Origin of the sequence: Pseudomonas vranovensis DSM 16006, from assembly GCF_000425805.1 — a bacterium.
Taxonomy (GTDB): domain Bacteria; phylum Pseudomonadota; class Gammaproteobacteria; order Pseudomonadales; family Pseudomonadaceae; genus Aquipseudomonas; species Aquipseudomonas vranovensis.
In genome coordinates this window covers 96,014-114,114 of sequence record NZ_KE384455.1, presented here as the reverse complement: position 1 = coordinate 114,114, position 18,101 = coordinate 96,014, and the positions used below count along the sequence as shown (strand labels likewise).

At 60.9% G+C, this 18,101-nt stretch carries 16 protein-coding genes; 9 read left to right on the top strand and 7 right to left on the bottom strand.

All coding sequences use genetic code 11. The features are described 5' to 3' along the window. The first annotated feature begins 118 nt into the window (after positions 1-118). Together brnQ and H621_RS0121535 are read left to right on the top strand one after the other, a co-directional pair. Positions 119-1,432, top strand: a complete 1,314-nt coding sequence (gene brnQ, locus H621_RS0121540; RefSeq protein WP_028945350.1) for a branched-chain amino acid transport system II carrier protein — start codon at positions 119-121, stop codon at positions 1,430-1,432. A gap of 188 nt (positions 1,433-1,620) precedes the next feature. Continuing rightward, on the top strand, positions 1,621-2,364 hold the full coding sequence (locus H621_RS0121535) for a DUF599 domain-containing protein (RefSeq protein ID WP_028945349.1): 744 nt from the start codon (positions 1,621-1,623) through the stop codon (positions 2,362-2,364). A gap of 73 nt (positions 2,365-2,437) precedes the next feature. Here the strand turns inward: H621_RS0121535 and H621_RS0121530 are convergent, their stop codons facing one another. Beyond that, positions 2,438-2,707 carry a hypothetical protein gene (locus tag H621_RS0121530; protein ID WP_028945348.1) on the bottom strand — a complete coding sequence of 90 codons (270 nt, stop codon included), beginning with the start codon at positions 2,705-2,707 and terminating at the stop codon, positions 2,438-2,440. Between the two features lie 155 nt (positions 2,708-2,862). On the opposite strand from H621_RS0121530, the gene H621_RS0121525 reads away from it, so the two are divergent. The 4 genes from H621_RS0121525 to H621_RS0121510 all read left to right on the top strand — a co-directional run bounded on the left by H621_RS0121525 (position 2,863) and on the right by H621_RS0121510 (position 6,591). Further along, on the top strand, positions 2,863-3,339 hold the full coding sequence (locus H621_RS0121525; RefSeq protein ID WP_028945347.1) for a PaaI family thioesterase: 477 nt from the start codon (positions 2,863-2,865) through the stop codon (positions 3,337-3,339). Further along, positions 3,336-3,797: a PaaI family thioesterase gene (locus tag H621_RS0121520; RefSeq protein ID WP_028945346.1), complete on the top strand. Its 462-nt coding sequence runs from the start codon at positions 3,336-3,338 to the stop codon at positions 3,795-3,797. Before H621_RS0121525 ends, H621_RS0121520 begins: the two co-directional genes overlap by 4 nt. Before the next feature lie 105 nt (positions 3,798-3,902). Further along, positions 3,903-5,807, top strand: coding sequence for a molecular chaperone HtpG (htpG, locus tag H621_RS0121515; RefSeq protein WP_028945345.1), 1,905 nt, complete (start codon positions 3,903-3,905; stop codon positions 5,805-5,807). Between the two features lie 58 nt (positions 5,808-5,865). Beyond that, on the top strand, positions 5,866-6,591 hold the full coding sequence (locus H621_RS0121510) for a dienelactone hydrolase family protein (protein ID WP_028945344.1): 726 nt from the start codon (positions 5,866-5,868) through the stop codon (positions 6,589-6,591). A gap of 76 nt (positions 6,592-6,667) precedes the next feature. Here H621_RS0121510 and H621_RS0121505 read toward each other — a convergent pair whose 3' ends face one another. Further along, entirely contained in the window at positions 6,668-7,528 is an 861-nt protein-coding gene (locus tag H621_RS0121505; protein WP_028945343.1) for a pirin family protein, read from the bottom strand. A 115-nt stretch (positions 7,529-7,643) separates the two neighbouring features. Here H621_RS0121505 and H621_RS0121500 point away from each other — a divergent pair, with 115 nt between their 5' ends. The 3 genes from H621_RS0121500 to H621_RS0121490 all read left to right on the top strand — a co-directional run bounded on the left by H621_RS0121500 (position 7,644) and on the right by H621_RS0121490 (position 10,948). Further along, positions 7,644-8,651, top strand: a complete 1,008-nt coding sequence (locus H621_RS0121500; RefSeq protein ID WP_028945342.1) for an amidohydrolase family protein — start codon at positions 7,644-7,646, stop codon at positions 8,649-8,651. Between the two features lie 67 nt (positions 8,652-8,718). Next, positions 8,719-9,183, top strand: a complete 465-nt coding sequence (locus tag H621_RS0121495) for a DUF3859 domain-containing protein (protein ID WP_028945341.1) — start codon at positions 8,719-8,721, stop codon at positions 9,181-9,183. A gap of 139 nt (positions 9,184-9,322) precedes the next feature. Beyond that, the gene (locus tag H621_RS0121490; RefSeq protein ID WP_028945340.1) at positions 9,323-10,948 is read left to right on the top strand and encodes a methyl-accepting chemotaxis protein; all 1,626 of its coding nucleotides are present in this window, start codon (positions 9,323-9,325) and stop codon (positions 10,946-10,948) included. A 95-nt stretch (positions 10,949-11,043) separates the two neighbouring features. Here H621_RS0121490 and fabB read toward each other — a convergent pair whose 3' ends face one another. From fabB to H621_RS0121465, 5 genes are all read right to left on the bottom strand, one after another. Next, positions 11,044-12,264 carry a beta-ketoacyl-ACP synthase I gene (gene fabB, locus H621_RS0121485; protein ID WP_028945339.1) on the bottom strand — a complete coding sequence of 407 codons (1,221 nt, stop codon included), beginning with the start codon at positions 12,262-12,264 and terminating at the stop codon, positions 11,044-11,046. An 11-nt stretch (positions 12,265-12,275) separates the two neighbouring features. Then, positions 12,276-12,791, bottom strand: coding sequence for a 3-hydroxyacyl-[acyl-carrier-protein] dehydratase FabA (gene fabA, locus H621_RS0121480; RefSeq protein ID WP_028945338.1), 516 nt, complete (start codon positions 12,789-12,791; stop codon positions 12,276-12,278). Between the two features lie 211 nt (positions 12,792-13,002). Continuing rightward, the gene (locus H621_RS0121475) at positions 13,003-14,928 is read right to left on the bottom strand and encodes a response regulator (protein ID WP_028945337.1); all 1,926 of its coding nucleotides are present in this window, start codon (positions 14,926-14,928) and stop codon (positions 13,003-13,005) included. Then, positions 14,925-15,824 carry an ABC transporter substrate-binding protein gene (locus H621_RS0121470; RefSeq protein WP_028945336.1) on the bottom strand — a complete coding sequence of 300 codons (900 nt, stop codon included), beginning with the start codon at positions 15,822-15,824 and terminating at the stop codon, positions 14,925-14,927. Before H621_RS0121470 ends, H621_RS0121475 begins: the two co-directional genes overlap by 4 nt. Continuing rightward, positions 15,824-17,935 (bottom strand): TonB-dependent receptor plug domain-containing protein, encoded by a 2,112-nt coding sequence (locus H621_RS0121465; RefSeq protein ID WP_028945335.1) that lies wholly within the window; start codon positions 17,933-17,935, stop codon positions 15,824-15,826. The genes H621_RS0121470 and H621_RS0121465 overlap by 1 nt, the downstream gene beginning before the upstream one ends. Positions 17,936-18,101 lie beyond the last annotated feature (166 nt).

Below are 18,101 nucleotides of genomic sequence, written 5' to 3'. Positions count from 1 at the left end.
CCCCAAAAGGGTTCGGGCATGCTTTAAAGGGCCGGTCTCATCGGACGGGCTACATTTTCCCTCACCCAAGGGGAAATCCCTCTCTAAATCCCGATTTCAGAAGTGTGGTATTTCCTTAATGAAAGTGTTGAAAGGCCAGGACATCCTGGCGCTTGGTTTTATGACGTTCGCGTTGTTCGTCGGTGCGGGCAATATCATCTTCCCGCCGATCGTCGGCCTGCAGTCCGGTCCTCATGTATGGATGGCGGCACTGGGCTTTCTGATCACGGCGGTAGGCCTGCCGGTCATCACCGTGGTCGCCCTGGCCAAGGTCGGCGGTGGCATGGACGCATTGAGCAGTCCTATCGGCAAAGTCGCTGGCGGCCTGTTGGCTGCAGTCTGCTATCTGTCGGTCGGCCCGTTGTTCGCCACCCCGCGCACGGCGACGGTCTCCTTTGAAGTAGGTGTGGCCCCACTGACGGGTGAAAGCCCGACAGCGCTGTTCCTCTACAGCCTGGTGTACTTCGTGATTGTGCTGGCGGTGTCGATGTACCCCGGCAAGCTGCTGGACACCGTGGGGCGCTTCCTGGCGCCGCTAAAGATCATTGCCCTGGCTGCGCTGGGCATTGCCGCCTTCATGCTGCCAGCCGGCACCAGCGGTGACGCTGAGCCGGCCTACCAGGCCTCGGCGTTCTCCCAAGGTTTCATCAATGGTTACCTGACCATGGACACCCTGGGTGCCCTGGTATTCGGCATCGTTATCGTCAACGCCATCCGTTCCCGCGGCGTCGAGTCGCCTAGGCTGATCACCCGCTATGCCATCATCGCCGGCCTGATCGCTGGTGTCGGCCTGGCACTGGTGTACATCAGCCTGTTCCGGCTGGGTGCCAGCAGCCATGAAATCGCCGCTGGCGCGACCAATGGTGCAGCGGTGTTGCATGCGTATGTACAGCACACCTTCGGCTCCCTGGGCAGCGGCTTTCTTGCGGTGCTGATTGCCCTGGCGTGCCTGGTCACGGCGGTTGGCCTGACCTGCGCCTGTGCCGAGTACTTCAGCCAGGTACTGCCGCTGTCGTACCGCACCCTGGTGGTGATCCTCTGCGGCTTTTCGCTGCTGATTTCCAACCTGGGCCTGACCAAGCTGATCATGTTCTCGATCCCGGTACTGACCGCGATTTACCCACCGTGCATCGTGGTAGTGGGCCTGAGCTTCTGCAAGGATCTGTGGAACTCCCAAGTCCGCATCCTGGCACCGGTCATGGCTGTCTCGCTGCTGTTCGGCATGATTGACGCCATCAAGGGCACCAGCCTTGCGTCCGTGCTGCCCGATGCGATGTCGCACCTGCCACTGAGCGAGCAAGGCCTGGCCTGGCTGGTCCCCTCGGTGGTGACCCTGGCCGTGGCCGTGGTCTGCGACCGTTTGCTGGGCAAGCCGGCCGAAGCGCTGGCCTGAGAATAGGCTTGGGCCCGGCGCAGGCCACAAGCCAAGCGCGCCGGGCAGGGTCGATTCCAGAGCCCCGCATCCGAAAGGGTGCGGGGCTTTTTCATTGCTGGCGTAAAGACGTGTCTTTTTTTGTGGATAAACGTCGAAAGGCGATCAATGCGCTTTACTGTGCACGAAACCTTTTACCGGAACCTTGAATGAGCTTCATACAAAGTAACCTGATCCATTTTCTGGCAGCCTGCTGGTTTGTGATTTGCTGGGGCGGCTATACCCGCTACGCCACCTGGAAGGGGCGCGACACGGCGTGCCTGGCCAGTGTGATGCACCTGTACCGTGAAGACTGGATGCGTCGCATGCTGATGCGCGACAACCGAATTGCCGATGCCAGTGTGATCGGCAACCTGGAGCGCAACGCCTCGTTCTTCGCCTCCAGCACCCTGATTATCCTGGCCGGTATTCTCACTGTACTGGGCGCATCGGATCGTGCGGTGTCGCTACTGGCAGACCTGCCGCTAGTGCAGCAGGCGTCCCAGGGCATGTCGGAAATCAAGCTGCTGTGCCTGGCGACCGTTTTTGTGTATGCCTTCTTCACCTTCAGCTGGTGCATGCGCCAGTACAACTTCGCCGCGGTACTGGTGGGCTCTGCGCCGATGATCGGTGAGCGCCATGTCAGTGAGCTGGAGCGCAAAGCGTTTGCCCAGCGCGGAGCGCGGGTTATTTCGATGGCGGCCAACCAGTTCAACTTCGGCCTGCGCTCTTATTACTTTGGCATGGCAATGCTCAGTTGGTTTATCAGCCCGTGGTTGTTCATGCTGATGAGTACCGGTGTGGTACTGGTGCTGTACCGTCGCGAGTTTCATTCCGATGTGCTGGAGGTGATGGTATTTACCCCCACCGAAGCACCCGTTGCCGAGACAGCAAAAGAGACAAGTGCGAACTGAATCGATTAATCCGGTTCCGGTGGCCATAAAAAAACCCGACTGAAGTCGGGTTTTTTCATTCTGGTGCGCGTGCTTATTTAGCAGGCTCAGCTGGCGCTGGAGTGGCCGGAGCAGCAGGAGCGGCTTCTTCAGCGGCTTTCTGTTGCGCTTCAGCACTGTCTTTGGCAGCTTCAGCGTTTTCTTTTGCAGCTTCGTTCACTTTATCCTGAGCTTCGTCCATCTTCTGCTGAGCGTTCTCGGTATGTTGCGCAGCATCCTGAGCCTTGTCTTCGCTGGCTTTATCGCAAGCAGCGAGACCCAGGGCGGCGGCCAGCATTACGGCAAAAGCAAAAGGTTTACGCATGGGGTGTTTCTCCTTGTGGGAATAAGTTGCTTGTTCCTTTGAGCGCAAGTAATCAAAAGAAGTTCCGTTCGTGTTAAAGATATATAACGTGTGGATATATATAGACTTTTTTTCAGCCTTGTGCGTTGCCTCAATCATCCTGAAGGCCTGATGAAATGAATGACAATCCATTGATGGCCATGGCGGAGCGTTTTCTTTCTGCCTTGCGTCATTGCCAGCTGTTGCAGATGCGTGTGCATCACGCTGACGCTCAGGGCATGACCCTGATACTACCTTACTCGGCCAACATTGTAGGCAATCCTCAGACCGGCGCCATTCATGGCGGCGCACTGACCACACTGATGGACACTACCTGCGGCATGGCTACCCTCTGTGCGTTGAAAGAGTTCGAGGTGTGTCCGACCCTGGACCTGCGCATCGACTACATGCACCCGGCCAAGGCCGGCCAGGATATCTACGGCTATGCCCAGTGCTACCGCGTGACCCGTGACGTGATCTTTACCCGTGGCATGGCGTATCAGGACGACCCCGAGCAACCGATTGCCCAGGTGGTAGGAACCTTCATGCGACTGGGCAAGGGCGTGAAGGGTGGCCTGAACTTCGGCAACCGTCTTAAGGGTGGTGCGCAATGATTCCGCCAGAAGTCCACCAGCAATTGCGCCAGGCCCATGCCGAAGGCAATTACCAGCCGCTGCTGCAACTGATTCCCTACGCCGGGTTGATCGGCATTCAATGCAGCCGCCAGGGCGATGACTTGCTGTTCTGCCTGCCTGCCAACAAGGACAACATTGGTAATCCACTGCTGCCGGCCATTCACGGAGGGGTGATCGCAGGCTTCATGGAATTGTCGGCAGCGTTGTACTTGCTGATCTACAGCGAAAGCGCCGCGATCCCGAAGATCATCGATTTTTCCATCGACTACCTGCGCGCCGGGTATTTTCGCGATACCTACGCCCAGTGCCAGCTTTGGCGCCAGGGGCGGCGGGTGACCAACGTGGCGATCACCGCCTGGCAGGGCAGCCAGGACGAACCGATCGCCACGGCCCGAGCACATTTCAAGGTCGAAGAAATGACCTCGCCCTTGAAATAGCGTCCCGTGCCCCCATCTGCAGGACATCCCGCCGTAAAAGCAGGCTTGGGCCATAGGGCTCGCCTGCCGAGCGACAACTGCCATCAGATTGGAGTGTTGAAGACCATGAGTGTGGAAACTCAAAAAGAAACCCTGGGCTTCCAGACCGAGGTGAAGCAACTGCTGCACCTCATGATCCATTCCCTGTATTCGAACAAGGAAATCTTCCTTCGCGAACTGATCTCCAACGCCTCCGATGCCGTCGACAAGCTGCGCTTCGAGGCCCTGGCCAAGCCTGAGCTGCTCGAAGGCGGCGCCGAGCTGAAAATCCGTGTCAGCTTCGACAAGGACGCGAACACCGTCATCCTCGAAGACAACGGCATCGGCATGAGCCGCGAGGACGTGATTACCCACCTGGGCACCATCGCCAAGTCCGGCACCGCCGACTTCATGAAGAACCTCAGCGGTGACCAGAAGAAGGATTCGCACCTGATCGGCCAGTTTGGCGTGGGCTTCTACTCGGCCTTCATCGTCGCCGACCAGGTTGATGTATTCAGCCGCCGTGCGGGCCAGCCCGCCGCCGAGGGCGTGCATTGGTCGTCCAAGGGCGAGGGCGAGTTCGAAGTCGCCACCATCGACAAGCCCGAGCGCGGTACCCGTATCGTCCTGCACCTGAAAAAGGGTGAGGAAGAGTTTGCTGACGGCTGGCGCCTGCGCAATATCATCAAGAAGTATTCCGACCACATCGCCCTGCCGATCGAGCTGCCAAAACAGGTCGAAGCCGCCGAAGGTGAAGAGAAACCAGCCGAAGAGTGGGAAACCGTCAACCGCGCCAGTGCCCTGTGGACCCGTCCGCGTACCGAGATCAAGGACGAGGAATACCAGGAGTTCTACAAGCACATCGGCCACGACTTCGAAAACCCGCTGGCCTGGAGCCACAACAAGGTCGAAGGCAAGCTTGAGTACAACTCGCTGCTGTACTTACCGGCCCGTGCGCCGTTCGACCTGTACCAGCGCGAAGCGCCACGCGGCTTGAAGCTCTACGTGCAGCGCGTGTTCGTCATGGACCAGGCCGAGTCGTTCCTGCCACTGTACCTGCGCTTCATCAAGGGTGTGGTCGATTCCAACGACCTGTCGTTGAACGTCTCGCGGGAAATCCTGCAGAAAGACCCGATCATCGACTCGATGAAGTCGGCCCTGACCAAGCGCGTTCTGGACATGCTCGAGAAGCTGGCCAAGAACGAGCCTGAGCAGTACAAGGGCTTCTGGAAAAACTTTGGCCAGGTCATGAAAGAAGGTCCGGCCGAAGACTTCGCCAACAAGGAGAAGATCGCCGGCCTGCTGCGCTTTGCCTCCACCAGCGATGACAGCGGCGAGCAGAGCGTGTCGCTGGCCGACTACCTGGCCCGTGCCAAGGAAGGCCAGGACAAGATCTACTTCCTCACCGGCGAGTCCTACGCGCAGGTCAAGAACAGCCCGCACCTGGAAGTCTTCCGCAAGAAAGGCATCGAAGTGCTGCTACTGACCGACCGTATCGACGAGTGGCTGATGAGCTACCTGAGCGAGTTCGACGGCAAGAGCTTTGTCGACGTAGCTCGCGGTGACCTGGACCTGGGCAAGCTGGACTCTGAAGAAGACAAGAAAGCCCAGGAGGAAGTCGCCAAGGAGAAAGAAGGCCTGGTGGAGCGCCTCAAGGCCGCGCTGGGCGAAAACGTCAGCGAAGTGCGTGTATCGCACCGCCTGACCGACTCGCCTGCAATCTTGGCGATCGGCGAACAGGACCTGGGCCTGCAGATGCGTCAGATTCTTGAGGCGAGCGGCCAGAAGGTACCGGATTCCAAGCCTATCTTTGAATTCAACCCCGGCCATCCGCTGATCGAGAAGCTGGACAACGAGCAGAGTGAAGACCGTTTCGCCGACTTCTCGCACATCCTCTTCGATCAGGCCGCCCTGGCGGCGGGTGACAGCTTGAAGGACCCGGCGGCGTACGTTCGTCGCCTGAACAAGCTGCTGGTCGAATTGTCGGCTTAAGTAGAGTCAGGAAAGCCCGCTTCGGCGGGCTTTTTTCATGGTGCAAGGAGAGGACTGCATGAGCAAAGTCACAATCGAGTCGCTGGTCTATCATGTTGCCGGCAAAGCCTATGAGAGTCGCCTGGTCTACACCCAGGGTGCCTCGGGACAACCCGGGCTGCTGATGGCGCCCAACTGGATGGGGATTGGCGAGGGCGCAGAGCGTATCGCCAAGGAGGTTGCCGCCCAGGGCTACGTGGTGTTGATCGCTGACCTCTATGGCCAGACGCTGCGCCCCTCGAACATGGATGAAGCCGGGGCGGCGATGACACCGCTCAAGGATGACCGTGTAGAGCTGCGCAAGCGCATGAAAGAGGCGCTGGACCAGTTGCTCGGTCAATCCAGGGCTGTGCTGGAACCCGGCAAGCTGGCGACATTCGGTTTCTGCTTCGGCGGTTGCTGCGCACTGGAACTGGCGCGCATGGACGAGCGCTTGCAGGCAGCCGTCTCGTTCCACGGCACCCTGGACACACCGCTGCCGGCACAGGAAGGCAAGGCCAAGGCGTCGATGCTGGTGCTGCATGGCGCTGCCGACCCGTTGGTGCCTAAAGCGCAACTGCCTGCCTTCGAGGCGGAGATGGATGCGGCAAAGGTCGACTGGCAACTGGTCAGCTATGGCGGTGCGGTGCACTCGTTCACCGACACGGCGGCCAACATCCCCGGCAAGATGAAGTACGACGCGCGCACGTCCAAACGGGCGTTCAGAGCGATGTTCAATTTGCTGGATGAAGTGTTCAAGGTATAAGCCGGATCGCGGCGCAAGCGCGCTCCCACAGCTATTTAGCCGTTGGTGGGAGCGGGCTTGCCCCGCCATCAACTCATCAGGGTAGCTCGATCCGCTCACGTTCCCCTGGCACAGTCGGCCAATCGCCCGCCGCCCAGCGCGCCCGGGCCTGATCGATCAAGGCCGGATCACTGGCCACAAAGTTCCAGTTCATCCGCCGCGGCCCGTCCAGCGGAGCGCCACCGAACAGCACCAGCCGGCTTTCGCTGTCGGCGTACAGGCTCATCTCTTCAGCCTCCGGCAGTATCACCAGGCTGTGCGGCTCAATCGGCTCCTCGTTCAGGCTCACATCCCCCTCCAGCACATACAGCGCGCGCTCGGCATGTTCAGTGGGAACGGTCAGGGTCGTGGCGGACTGCATCTGTACCAGGGCATACAGGGTGGGCGAGAGCACGGGCACCGGCGACTGCAGGCAGAAGCCACTACCGGCAATCATGCGGATGCTCACGCCCAGGCTGTCGCTGACCGGCAAGTTGGTGGCCGGGTGATGGCTGTAGTGGCTTTCGCCCTGTTCAGCCTCCTTGGGTGACGCCAGCCACACTTGCAGGCCATGCAGTCGCGAGCCACTTGCCAGCAGGTCGGCGGGGGTTCGCTCGACATGGGCGATGCCGCGCCCGGCAGTCATCCAGCTGACTTCCCCGGCCTTGACTCGTTGATCGGAGCCCAGGCTGTCCTTGTGCAGCAGCTCGCCTTCAAACAGGTAGGTGAGGGTAGACAGGCCGATATGCGGGTGCTGGCGAATGTTCACGCCGCTACCCGGGGCGTAGTCGGTTTCAAGCATGTGATCGAAGAAAACGAACGGCCCCACGCTGCGACGTTGCGCCGAAGGCAATGGGCGCAGGATAGGTTGTCCTTCGACGGATTCAGCGCGAGGACGGATGACCAGGGGAATGCTCACGGTGGGCTCCAGGCCGGGAATGATTGCCTGGATCATAGCCTGTTCGCAGCCACGGCTGAACTGTGCGGCGCCGCAGCCGGTCTACCCTGTCTGAATCGCCAGGAAGGAATGTGCAATGTTCGCCAAAGGGCTGGGCTGGGTGCTGTTGATGGGGTTGACCCTGCAAAACGTACAGGCGCGGGAATACCACTACAGTGATGCGCACCTGCACTACGTGGATTTTTTCCAGGAAAGCGAAGGCATGGATGCGTTGCTCAAGGCGATGGATGAGGCGCGTATCGACCAGTCGATGATTTCTGGCATTCCGGTGGCAAAAAAATGGCATGAGGATGAACCCAAGCGCCCGCGCTACTACGCAGGCGACGATGCCGATGCCTACTGGTACAGCGCTACCGATATCTATGTGGCCGCCGCCCTGCAAAAGCTCACGCCGGCCCAGCGTCAGCGATTTCATCCGTTTCTCACCGGCTTCAATCCGGTAGACAAGAACGCCGTGGCGCACATCGAGCGCATGCTCGAGTTGCATCCGGGATTGTGGCAGGGCATTGGTGAGGTGTTTACCCGTCATGACGACCTCACGGCCCTCACCAGCGGCGACACGCCCCGGGCCAACAACGAAGCCATGACCCGCATCTATCACCTGGCGGCCGAGCAGGACTTGCCGGTGCTGATCCACTCCAATATCACCTCCAAGCGCGAGCGCAATCCGCTGTACCTCGCGGAAATCGAAGAGCCGCTGCGCAATCATCCGCACACGCGCTTCATCTGGGCCCACGCCGGCACCAGCATGGAGATCCATCGCCACCAGACGCAGCTGGATTTTCTCCTGCCAACCTTGTCGCGCATGCTCCAGGACTATCCCAACCTGTACATAGACCTGTCCTGGAGCGTGCTGCAGCCTTACCTGCTGGACGACAAGGGCAAGCCCCGTGAGCAGTGGCTCAGGTTGGTCGAACGCTTCCCGGAGCGCTTCATGCTCGGTTCCGACGTGGTGGGGAAGTTCGGTAGCCTGGGCGAGCAGATGCACGGCTTTGATGTGTTCCTTGATGCTTTGCCTGAAGACGTGGGGCGCAAGGTGGCGCGGGACAACTTTCTTGCCGTACTGCCCAGGCCGCGTGAGTGACGTGTTTGTCATCAGTCTGTCATGACCGTGTCATAGCCTGCCGCCATCAACCCTGATGGAGTGCATCATGTTTTTCAGTCGTTTCAGCGCTGTGTGCGGGCTTTTGCTGGTCAGTGGCCTGACCAGTGCCGAGGTTCGCGTCCAGGGCCCTATTGAGTACGGTCTGTTTGAAACCCGACACCAGAACTTCCAGCCCGGCGAGCGGGTGCTGACCATGAGCAACCAGACCATCCAGCAAACCGAAGAGATTCCGGCGCGCCTGGGCAGCAAGTTCGGCATGCGCTATCGCCTGGAGGGCAAGGTCGCCGAAGACACGCCGCTGACCCTGCTGTACCTCACCCCAGGCGTACGCACCCCCGACGGCAAGCGCCATGACAAATTCGAAGTGGTGCAAAAGCTGGTGCCTGGCGCTGCCCAGGATGTGATGGCCTATGAGTTCACTGAAAACCACGAAGTGGTACCGGGCCAATGGCATTTCATGGTGTTCCAGGGCGATCGCCTGCTGGCCGAGCAGCGCTTTACCGTGCGCTGAGCCAGGGCGCAGTTGGCAGTGTGATGATAAGGCACTTTGATATCACTTTTTCGTCTTACGCAAATTCTCCACTGGCCGATACCTTCTAGAAGCAAGGACTGCTGCATCGCATTGCGGCGCTTTCGGAAGGAGCCAGTGTATGAGTTTGAGAAACATGAATATCGCGCCCAGGGCTGGCCTCGGTTTTGGCTTGGTCGCGCTACTGGTGGTTGCCTTGGGTGGGTTTGCCTTGCTGCAAATGACCAGCATGCGCCAGCAGTCCGAGCAGGTCGACAGCAACTGGCTACCCAGTGTGATTGCAGTAGGGCAGATGGCTCAGGACACCATGCGCATCCGGGCCTTGACCTTGCGCCTGTTGATCAATCGTGATCCCCAGGCGCTGCAGCAGAACAAGGAGCGTGTCGAAGAGATCAAGGCCGGCCTTGGCAAGGCACAGCAGCAGTACCAGGCGCTGATCGTCCTGCCTGAGGAGCAGGCCCTGTTTGATCGCTACCTGAATCTTGAGCGCCAGTACTTCGGTTTGCAGGCCCAGGTGACGCAGCTCTCGGCGCAAAACCAGGTCGAGGCGGCCATTGCCCGGGTCAACGGTGAAATGAACCAGCTGGCCGACCAATTGACCGCCACGCTCAACGAGTTGATTGCTCTCAACCACCACCACGCCAACACCGCCACCGACCTTGCCGAGGCGGTGTTCCAGAGTGCCCGGGTATGGGTGGTTGCATTGCTGGTGGCGGCGCTGGTGCTGACGGTGATTCTTGCCCTGACCTTGACCCGCAGCATCGTTCGGCCTCTGGGCCAGTCGTTGCAAGTGGCCGAGGTGGTCGCCACCGGTGACCTGACCCCGCAGATTTCTGTACAGGGCAAGGACGAGCCGGCGCGCTTGCTGGCAGCGCTCAAGCAGATGCAGCAGAGCTTGCGCGACACCATCGGGCGAATCTCCGACTCGTCCAATCAGTTGGCCTCTGCCTCCGAAGAGCTGAGCGCAGTGACCGATGACGCTACCCGCGGCTTGATGCAGCAAAGTCAGGAAATCGAGCAGGCTGCCACGGCCGTCAACCAGATGACCACGGCGGTGGAGGAAGTGGCGAGCAACGCCGTGGCCACCTCAGAGGCATCTCGAGAGTCGGACCGGATTGCCCGGCAAGGTCGTGAGCAAGTGCGCCTGACTGTTGCTTCGATCGAATCGCTGGCGGCGGGTGTCACCTCCAATGCCGAGGAGGTGGAGCAGCTGGCGCAGCAGGTGCATGGCATCACCAAGGTGCTGGATGTGATCGGCGCCATTGCCGAGCAGACCAACCTGTTGGCACTCAATGCTGCCATCGAGGCTGCCCGCGCCGGTGATGCCGGGCGCGGCTTTGCCGTGGTGGCCGATGAGGTGCGGGCGCTGGCGCATCGTACCCAGCAGTCGACCCGGGAAATCGAGCAGATGATCGATGGCATCCAGCAGGGTACCGACCGTGCGGTGTCGGGGATGCAACAGAGCAACGAGCGCGCCCGTATCACCCTGGACGGTGCGCACGCGGCTGGGGTTGCGCTGGATGAAATCACCACGGCCATCAGCCAGATCAATGAGCGCAACCTGGTGATTGCCAGTGCGTCCGAGCAGCAGGCGCAGGTAGCGCGGGAGGTGGATCGCAACCTGACCAACATTCGCGATCTGGCGCTGCAGACGTCGGCGGGGGCTAACCAGACCAATGCGGCGAGCCAGGCATTGTCGCAGTTGGCGATCGAATTGAATGGGCTGGTCGGGAGGTTTTCAGTGTAGGCGCGGTGGTGCGGCGTTTCGACTTGCCCCGCGATGGCGACACAAACAAAAACGCCCCGAACCAGTCGGGGCGTTTTCACATAAGGGGCTGGCCCTTATTTACCTTCCCAGCGCTTGAGCACCAGGGTGGCGTTGGTGCCGCCGAAACCGAAGCTGTTGCTCATCACGGTATCGATCTTGGCGTTTTCCTGGGTCTTGGTCAGGATCGGCATGTCGGCAACCGCAGGGTCCAGTTCGTCGATGTTGGCGGAGCCGGCGATGAAGTTACCTTCCATCATCAGCATGCAGTAGATCGCTTCGTGAACGCCGGCGGCGCCCAGGGAGTGACCGGACAGGCTCTTGGTCGAGCTGATGGCCGGGGCCTTGTCGCCGAATACTTCACGAACGCCCTTGATTTCGGCAACGTCACCGACCGGGGTCGAGGTGCCGTGGGTGTTCAGGTAGTCGATCGGGCTGTCGACGGTGGACATGGCCATCTGCATGCAGCGGATGGCGCCTTCGCCGCTTGGGGCGACCATGTCGTAGCCGTCGGAGGTAGCACCGTAGCCGACGATTTCGGCGTAGATCTTGGCGCCACGAGCCAGGGCGTGTTCCAACTCTTCAACCACGACCATGCCACCGCCGCCGGCGATAACGAAGCCGTCACGGTCGTTGTCGTAGGCGCGGGAGGCCAGTTCCGGCGTGTCGTTACGCTTGCTGGACAGAGCGCCCATGGCGTCGAACAGGAACGACTGGCTCCAATGTTCTTCTTCACCGCCACCGGCGAAGACGATGTCTTGCTTGCCCATCTGGATCTGTTCCATCGCGGTACCGATGCAGTGTGCGCTGGTGGCGCATGCCGAGGCGATGGAGTAGTTCAGACCCTTGATCTTGAACGGGGTGGCCAGGCACGCCGAGACGGTGCTGCTCATGGTCCGGGTGACGCGGTACGGGCCGACGCGCTTGACGCCTTTTTCGCGCAGGATGTCCAGCGCTTCCATCTGGTTCAGGGTCGATGCGCCGCCGGAGCCTGCGATCAGGCCGGTACGCGGGTTGGACACCTGTTCTTCGGTCAGGCCCGAGTCCTTGATCGCGTCGGCCATTGCCAGGTAGGCATAGGCAGCGGCGTGACCCACGAAACGGAAGACTTTGCGGTCGATCAGTTCTTCGAGGTTGAGGTCAATGGAGCCGGAAACCTGGCTACGCAGACCCATTTCGGCATATTCCGGGTTGAATCGGATGCCAGGGCGGCTTGCACGCAGGTTGGCGGAGACGGTCTCTTTGTCATTGCCCAGGCACGAAACGATGCCCAGACCAGTGATAACGACGCGGCGCATGCGGATAACCCTTAGAAGTTGTCAGTGGAGGTGAATACGCCGACCCGGAGGCCTTCGGCGGTGTAGATCTCGCGACCGTCGACGCTGACCGAACCATCGGCGATGGCCATGTTCAGCTTGCCCTTGAGGACGCGCTTGATATGAATGTTGTAGGTGACTTTCTGGGCGGTCGGCAGGACCTGGCCAAAGAATTTCACTTCACCCGAACCCAGGGCGCGACCGCGGCCTGGCAGGCCTTGCCAGCCGAGGAAGAAACCGACCAGTTGCCACATGGCGTCCAGGCCCAGGCAGCCTGGCATCACCGGATCACCTTCGAAGTGGCAGGCGAAGAACCACAGGTCCGGATTGATATCCAGCTCGGCGACCAATTCACCTTTGCCGTACTTGCCGCCTTCCTGGCTGATGTGGGTAATGCGATCCACCATCAGCATGTTCGGGGCGGGCAGTTGCGCGTTACCTGGGCCGAACAGCTCACCGCGACTGCAGCGCAGCAGGTCTTCCCGAGTAAAGGCGTTTTGTTTGGTCATGCGAGCTCCTCAATAGTCCCCGTGCGGCAGGGGGCAAATCTTCCCGGCCGACCCAAAACGCTTGTGCTTGGGGCGGCAGCCTACACATAGACTATTGCGTTGTAGTGAAAGTCACAGCGCACGGGGCAAAGAAGTACACTTGTGCACTGAAATTTTATTTTCAGGCCTTTCGAGGGGCCTGTCCAGTCCATAAGACTGCCGCAATTTCAGATTAATCGCCAGTCGCAGCTGACTGATCGGGCAGCCATCGCAGAAGAATCTGCTGCAGATCAGTCCGTTTGAATGGCTTGGCCAGGTAATCGTTCATGCCCGCGTTGAGGCAGCGTTCACGATCGCCCTGCAGGGCATTGGCCGTCAGGGCGATGATCGGCATGGCAGCGGCCTGGGGCAGCTGGCGAATGCGCCGGGTGGCTTCATAGCCGTCGAGAATCGGCAACCGGCAATCCATGAGGGTGGCGGCAAAGCGCTGGCGGGCGACCTGGGTCACTGCCTGGGCGCCGTCCACGGCCACGCACACCTCGAATCCCAGGCTGCGCAACATGGCTTCTATCACGGTCTGGTTCACCGGGTTGTCCTCCACCAGCAGGATGCGTCGGCCCTGACCTTCGTCTTCAGGGTCGCCGAGCAGGCTGGGTACGTGGGCCGAGGGCTTGTCTGCCAGTGCCAGCGGCATCTCCAGGGTGAAGGTCGAACCCAGGCCTTCACGGCTTTCGCCGCGCAAGGTACCGCCCATCCGTTCGGCCAGGGTACGGGCAATCGACAGGCCCAGGCCCGTGCCGCCATAGCGGCGGGAGATCGAGCTGTCTGCCTGCTGGAAGGCAACGAACATGGTTTCCAGGCGTTTGCTGTCGATGCCGATACCGGTGTCGTGTACCGCACAGCCGAACCAGATCAACTGGCGGTCGAGTACCTGCCAGCGCGGCTCGATGCGCACACTGCCGTGCTCGGTGAACTTCAGGGCATTGCCGACCAGGTTGAGCAGGATCTGCCGGATGCGTGTCGGGTCGCCCACCACATGAAGCTGCTCCATGCCAGGTGGCAGCAGCAGGACGAGGTCCAGGCCGCGCTGGGCTGCCAGGTGCTGGAAAGACTGCACGCTGCTGCCGATCAGTTCGCCCAGATTGAAGTTGATGTGTTCAAGCTCAAGGTTGGTACGCTCGATCCGCGAGAAGTCGAGAATGTCGTTGATCACTTTGAGCAGATGGCCGGTCGACTCGCTGGCCACCTCGGTGTACTCGGCCTGTTCTTCGCTCAAGGCCGTGGTTTCCAGCAATTGCAGCATGCCCAGTACGCCGTTCATGGGCGTGCGCAACTCATGGCTCATCATGGCCAGGAAATCGGACTTGGCCTTGTTCGCCTGTTCAGCCTCTTCGCGGGCCTGGATCAGTTGTGACATCGCCTGCTGCTGCTCATGGCTGGCCTGGGCCAGGGCGCAGGCGAGGTTGTTGATGTGCTGGGCCAGATGCCCCAGTTCACTGTCATCGACCACAGGCAGAGGGGCGTTGAAATCGCCTTGCTGGATGGCCTTGACCGCATGCCCCATCTCGCTGATCGGCTTAGCCAGGCTCATGGCCAGGCGCCTGGCCAACAGAAAGGTAAAGAGCAGGGCGAACAAGGCAAGGATCGCGGCCTTGATCACGATCTCCTGCTGGCGCTGGCTGAAGGCGTCATTGGACATGCCGACGATTACCCGGCCCAGGTAGTCGTCACCGATGTTCTTCACCGGTGGTTTGCTGTTGTGCAGAAAGTCGTTGTCCAGGCGAATCTGCTGCAGGCGGATGGGGGCCTGGAACACCTCGACCTGCTGGGCGCGATTGGCGTGTTCATCCGGCTGCTCGACATACACCAGGATATGGTTGCTGCTGTCCTGGACCTCGAGAAAACGTACGTGTGGGATGCTCAAGGTGGCGCGCATCAGGCTTTCGAGCACTTCATCGTTTCCGGCGATCACACCATACTCGGAGGCCGGCGCCAGTTGGTTGGCAATCAGTTGGCCCGTGTGATTGAGCTCCTGGCGCAGGTCCTGAATGCGCACGAAGGTGAAAAAGCTGATCAGCAGCAAGGTCAGCAACAGGGCTGGGCCCAGGCTGATGATCTGCGTGCGGGTGTGGATGTCCCAGCTCAGGCGTCGCCTCATGGTCTGCGTTCTCCTTCGGCCAGGGCCAGGGCCTGCGCGGCGGCCAGCGGATCAATGGTTTCAACCCCCAGGGCACGGGCGACCTGCTGGTTGCCGACGACGTGGAAGTGCGTCGGGTACTGGGCTCGGGGCCATTTGCCGGGTGATTGGTCGAGCAGGCGGTCAAGCACCGCCAACCAGTCGTCCTGGTCGCTCAAGGTACTGGCCAGGCTACCGGCACGGACAAACCCGGCCGTGGGGCCGATCAGTGCCATTTGCCGGGCGTAGCTGCTGAGTAACAGATTCTTGGCCGTCTTGGGGCTGTACAGCTGGGGGTCGTCGATGCCCAGCAGTACATCGCTGTTTTGCAGCAGGGTTTGCAAAGGGCGACTGTCGCGCAAGTCTGGCCAGGCCTGGGCGACGATCTCCAGGCCCATGGGCTGGGCGGCGCGGCGTAACTCTTCGAGCAAGAACTGGCTGTGCTGGCCATACAGCACGCCAATGCGGCGGGCTTGGGGCAGCAGGTGGCGGGTCAGGCGCAATTGGCGATCCAGTGGCGGGTCGCTCCAGAGCAGGCTCAGGTAAGCCGGACGCAGTTTGCCCAGGCGTTTTTCCGCTTGCACTCGGCTTACGCGCAAGGCAAGGGCCGGTGGCCCGGGGTTTTCGCTCAGGCGCCACTCGAGACTGGCACTGTCGAGCAGAATCAGGCGTATGGTTGGGTCGAGCTTGGCCGGGCGGCCAAGTTCATCGACCGGCACGAAGCGGACGATGTCGGCGGGTCGGCGTTCGCGCAGCGCTTGTACAAATTGCTCGACGCTGGGGCCGTCCTGGCTCGCGGTGAGCAGGATTTCACTGGCCCACGGTCCGCCCAGAGGCCACAAGCAGATGAGCAACAGCCAGCGCCGCACAAGGTGCATCAGAACGTCAACTCCGCACTGAAGTACAGCACGTGACGGCTGTCGTAGTAGTTATCGACGTTGCTGGTGGGCTCATCGTCCAGGCGCTGCTGCAGCATGCCCGCCAACTCGAGCTGGGTGCGATCCCATGTGATTTGCTTGGCAACGCGCAGGTCCACCCGCTCGAAGCGGTACTGGTTGAGCGCGTCGTCACCGTAATAGAAGAGGGCGCTGGACCAGCCTCGGCCCCAGTTGCGCAGCCAGCCGGCCGAACCACTGTTGTGTGCGCTCATTTGCCGGTCGGCAGCGTTGCTGGCCCAGGCATCGACGTGAGCGTAGGTCAGGCGAAAGCGATCGGCCAGGCTCAGGTGCCAGTCCATCTGTGCCTCGGTTCCGCTGAAGCGGGCTTTGTTGCTGTTGCTGGCAATGTATTGGTTGTTGCGCAGCGGCTCACTGATCATGCCGGTGATTTCGTCGTAGAACAGCTTGAGGTCGACGCTGATATCGGCGTCGGCGAAGTAACCGTTATAGCCCAGTTCTCGCGAGCGCATGTGCTCCTGGTCGAGGTCGCCCGGCCCACGGGTCCTGACGAAGTAGCGCGCGCTGTTCTGGCCGAAGGCTGCGGGGCTCAGGTTATTGACCTGGTAGCTCCAGTTGACGTTGTTCTCGAACATGTCGGGTGAGCGTACCGCCTCGGAGTACACCGCACGCAAGCCATGGCGCGGTGTGATCAGGTAGTTGACTGCCACGCGCGGCGTCAGCGAACTGCCGGACAGCCGGGCATCTTCGAACATTGCTCCGCCCTGGAGGATCCAGTGCTCGCTGGCACGCCACTCAAGGTGGCCGAACAAGCGCCAGGTGCTGTCGTCCAGGCTGCCATTGAAGAAAGTCTGCGAATCGGCCCGGTCATAGCGGTAATTGACACCGCTGACCAGGCGCAGGCTGTCGGACAGGCTCAGGGTGTCCTGCAGCTCAAGGTCCATGCGGGTTTCCCGGGTGCTCTGGTCGATGTCGCCACACACCTGTTCAGAGCCACCGTTGCGCCATTGTTGCTGGGCCTCGCTTGCCAGGGCGTACTTTTCAGGGCTGGCAGGGGGTAGCGGGGCGAGGATGTTGCGCGCCACCTGCTCGGCGTAGTTCGGGTCGAGCTGCCACAGGCGGGTCAACTGCGGGCTGAACGACAACGCGGCATCACAGGCGCGCCATACCTGCTTGCGCTCCCAGTGCTGGGTCGTGCCTTGCACGTACAGGCTGTGCTCGGGATTCAGATCGATGTTCCAGCGCACCGAGCCTGCATAGTTCTTGGCGTTGGCATCGGAATTGTCACCATTTTCGGTGACACCATAGAACACCGGCTGATAGGTGTAGGGGCGCTGGTTGCTGCCTTCTTTGACCGCCAGTTGCCAATCCAGGCTCTGGTTGCTCGCCAAGGCATGACTGACACTGAGGTTAAGTCGATTGAGCCGGCGGCTGTCACGGTAGTCATTGCCGTGGCGGTCTTCGTCGAAGCCGTCGTCTTGCATGCCGGAGAGCGACAGGCGCAGGTCGCCATCTTCCCAGCCTGTTCCCTGGCTTGCGTACCAGTCGTTGATCCCGCGCTGACCGCGGGTGACTTTCAGGCGCGTGCCGTGGCTGTCGGCCGGTTTGCGGGTAAGGATGTTGACCACCGCCATCAGCGCATTGGCGCCGTAGCTGACGGTGTTGGGGCCACGAAACACCTCGATGCGCTCGATGTCTTCCATGGCCAGGGGGATGTCGCTCCAGTCGACCGTGGCCAGGCCCGCGCGGTATACCGAGCGACCGTCGATCAACACCTGCATGCGCCTGGCGTCGTTGACGTTGCTGCCGTGGTAATTGACCGTCGGCTGGTTGGCGGCGCCGTAGCCGATCATCATCCCCGGCACCAGGCGCAACAATTCAGGGACATCGCGGGCGCCGCTGGCGCGAATCAAGGTGCTGTCGAGCACGGTCATGCTGCCGGGTACGGCTGCCGGCGACTGTTTGAGCCGGGTGGCAGTCAGTACCTGGGGCACGGCCTGGGTGTCTACGAACAGGTCGTCGGCTACCGCAGGGGCGCTCAACAAGGCGGTCAACAGTACAGCTGGGCGAGAGGAGGGCGGGCCAAATGACACGGCGTGGCCTTGGTATCGGGTTAAAGCCGGGCATGTTAACCGAGTGGCCAGTATTTTTCAGTCGCGGGCAGGGCAATGTACGCGTCAATTTGCTGATGTGGCGCTGGTCCTGGCCTTGTCGCTCCGTATAATGCGAGGGTCGCCACTATTATTGGTTTTAACGGAT

Bases quoted from the DNA above. Each gene is read 5' to 3' on its own strand.
- brnQ (WP_028945350.1), top strand. From the start codon at position 119: ATGAAAGTGTTGAAAGGCCAGGACATCCTGGCGCTTGGTTTTATGACG.
- H621_RS0121535 (WP_028945349.1), top strand. From the start codon at position 1,621: ATGAGCTTCATACAAAGTAACCTGATCCATTTTCTGGCAGCCTGCTGG.
- H621_RS0121530 (WP_028945348.1), bottom strand. From the start codon at position 2,707: ATGCGTAAACCTTTTGCTTTTGCCGTAATGCTGGCCGCCGCCCTGGGT.
- H621_RS0121525 (WP_028945347.1), top strand. From the start codon at position 2,863: ATGAATGACAATCCATTGATGGCCATGGCGGAGCGTTTTCTTTCTGCC.
- H621_RS0121520 (WP_028945346.1), top strand. From the start codon at position 3,336: ATGATTCCGCCAGAAGTCCACCAGCAATTGCGCCAGGCCCATGCCGAA.
- htpG (WP_028945345.1), top strand. From the start codon at position 3,903: ATGAGTGTGGAAACTCAAAAAGAAACCCTGGGCTTCCAGACCGAGGTG.
- H621_RS0121510 (WP_028945344.1), top strand. From the start codon at position 5,866: ATGAGCAAAGTCACAATCGAGTCGCTGGTCTATCATGTTGCCGGCAAA.
- H621_RS0121500 (WP_028945342.1), top strand. From the start codon at position 7,644: ATGTTCGCCAAAGGGCTGGGCTGGGTGCTGTTGATGGGGTTGACCCTG.
- H621_RS0121495 (WP_028945341.1), top strand. From the start codon at position 8,719: ATGTTTTTCAGTCGTTTCAGCGCTGTGTGCGGGCTTTTGCTGGTCAGT.
- H621_RS0121490 (WP_028945340.1), top strand. From the start codon at position 9,323: ATGAGTTTGAGAAACATGAATATCGCGCCCAGGGCTGGCCTCGGTTTT.
- fabB (WP_028945339.1), bottom strand. From the start codon at position 12,264: ATGCGCCGCGTCGTTATCACTGGTCTGGGCATCGTTTCGTGCCTGGGC.
- fabA (WP_028945338.1), bottom strand. From the start codon at position 12,791: ATGACCAAACAAAACGCCTTTACTCGGGAAGACCTGCTGCGCTGCAGT.
- H621_RS0121475 (WP_028945337.1), bottom strand. From the start codon at position 14,928: ATGAGGCGACGCCTGAGCTGGGACATCCACACCCGCACGCAGATCATC.
- H621_RS0121470 (WP_028945336.1), bottom strand. From the start codon at position 15,824: ATGCACCTTGTGCGGCGCTGGCTGTTGCTCATCTGCTTGTGGCCTCTG.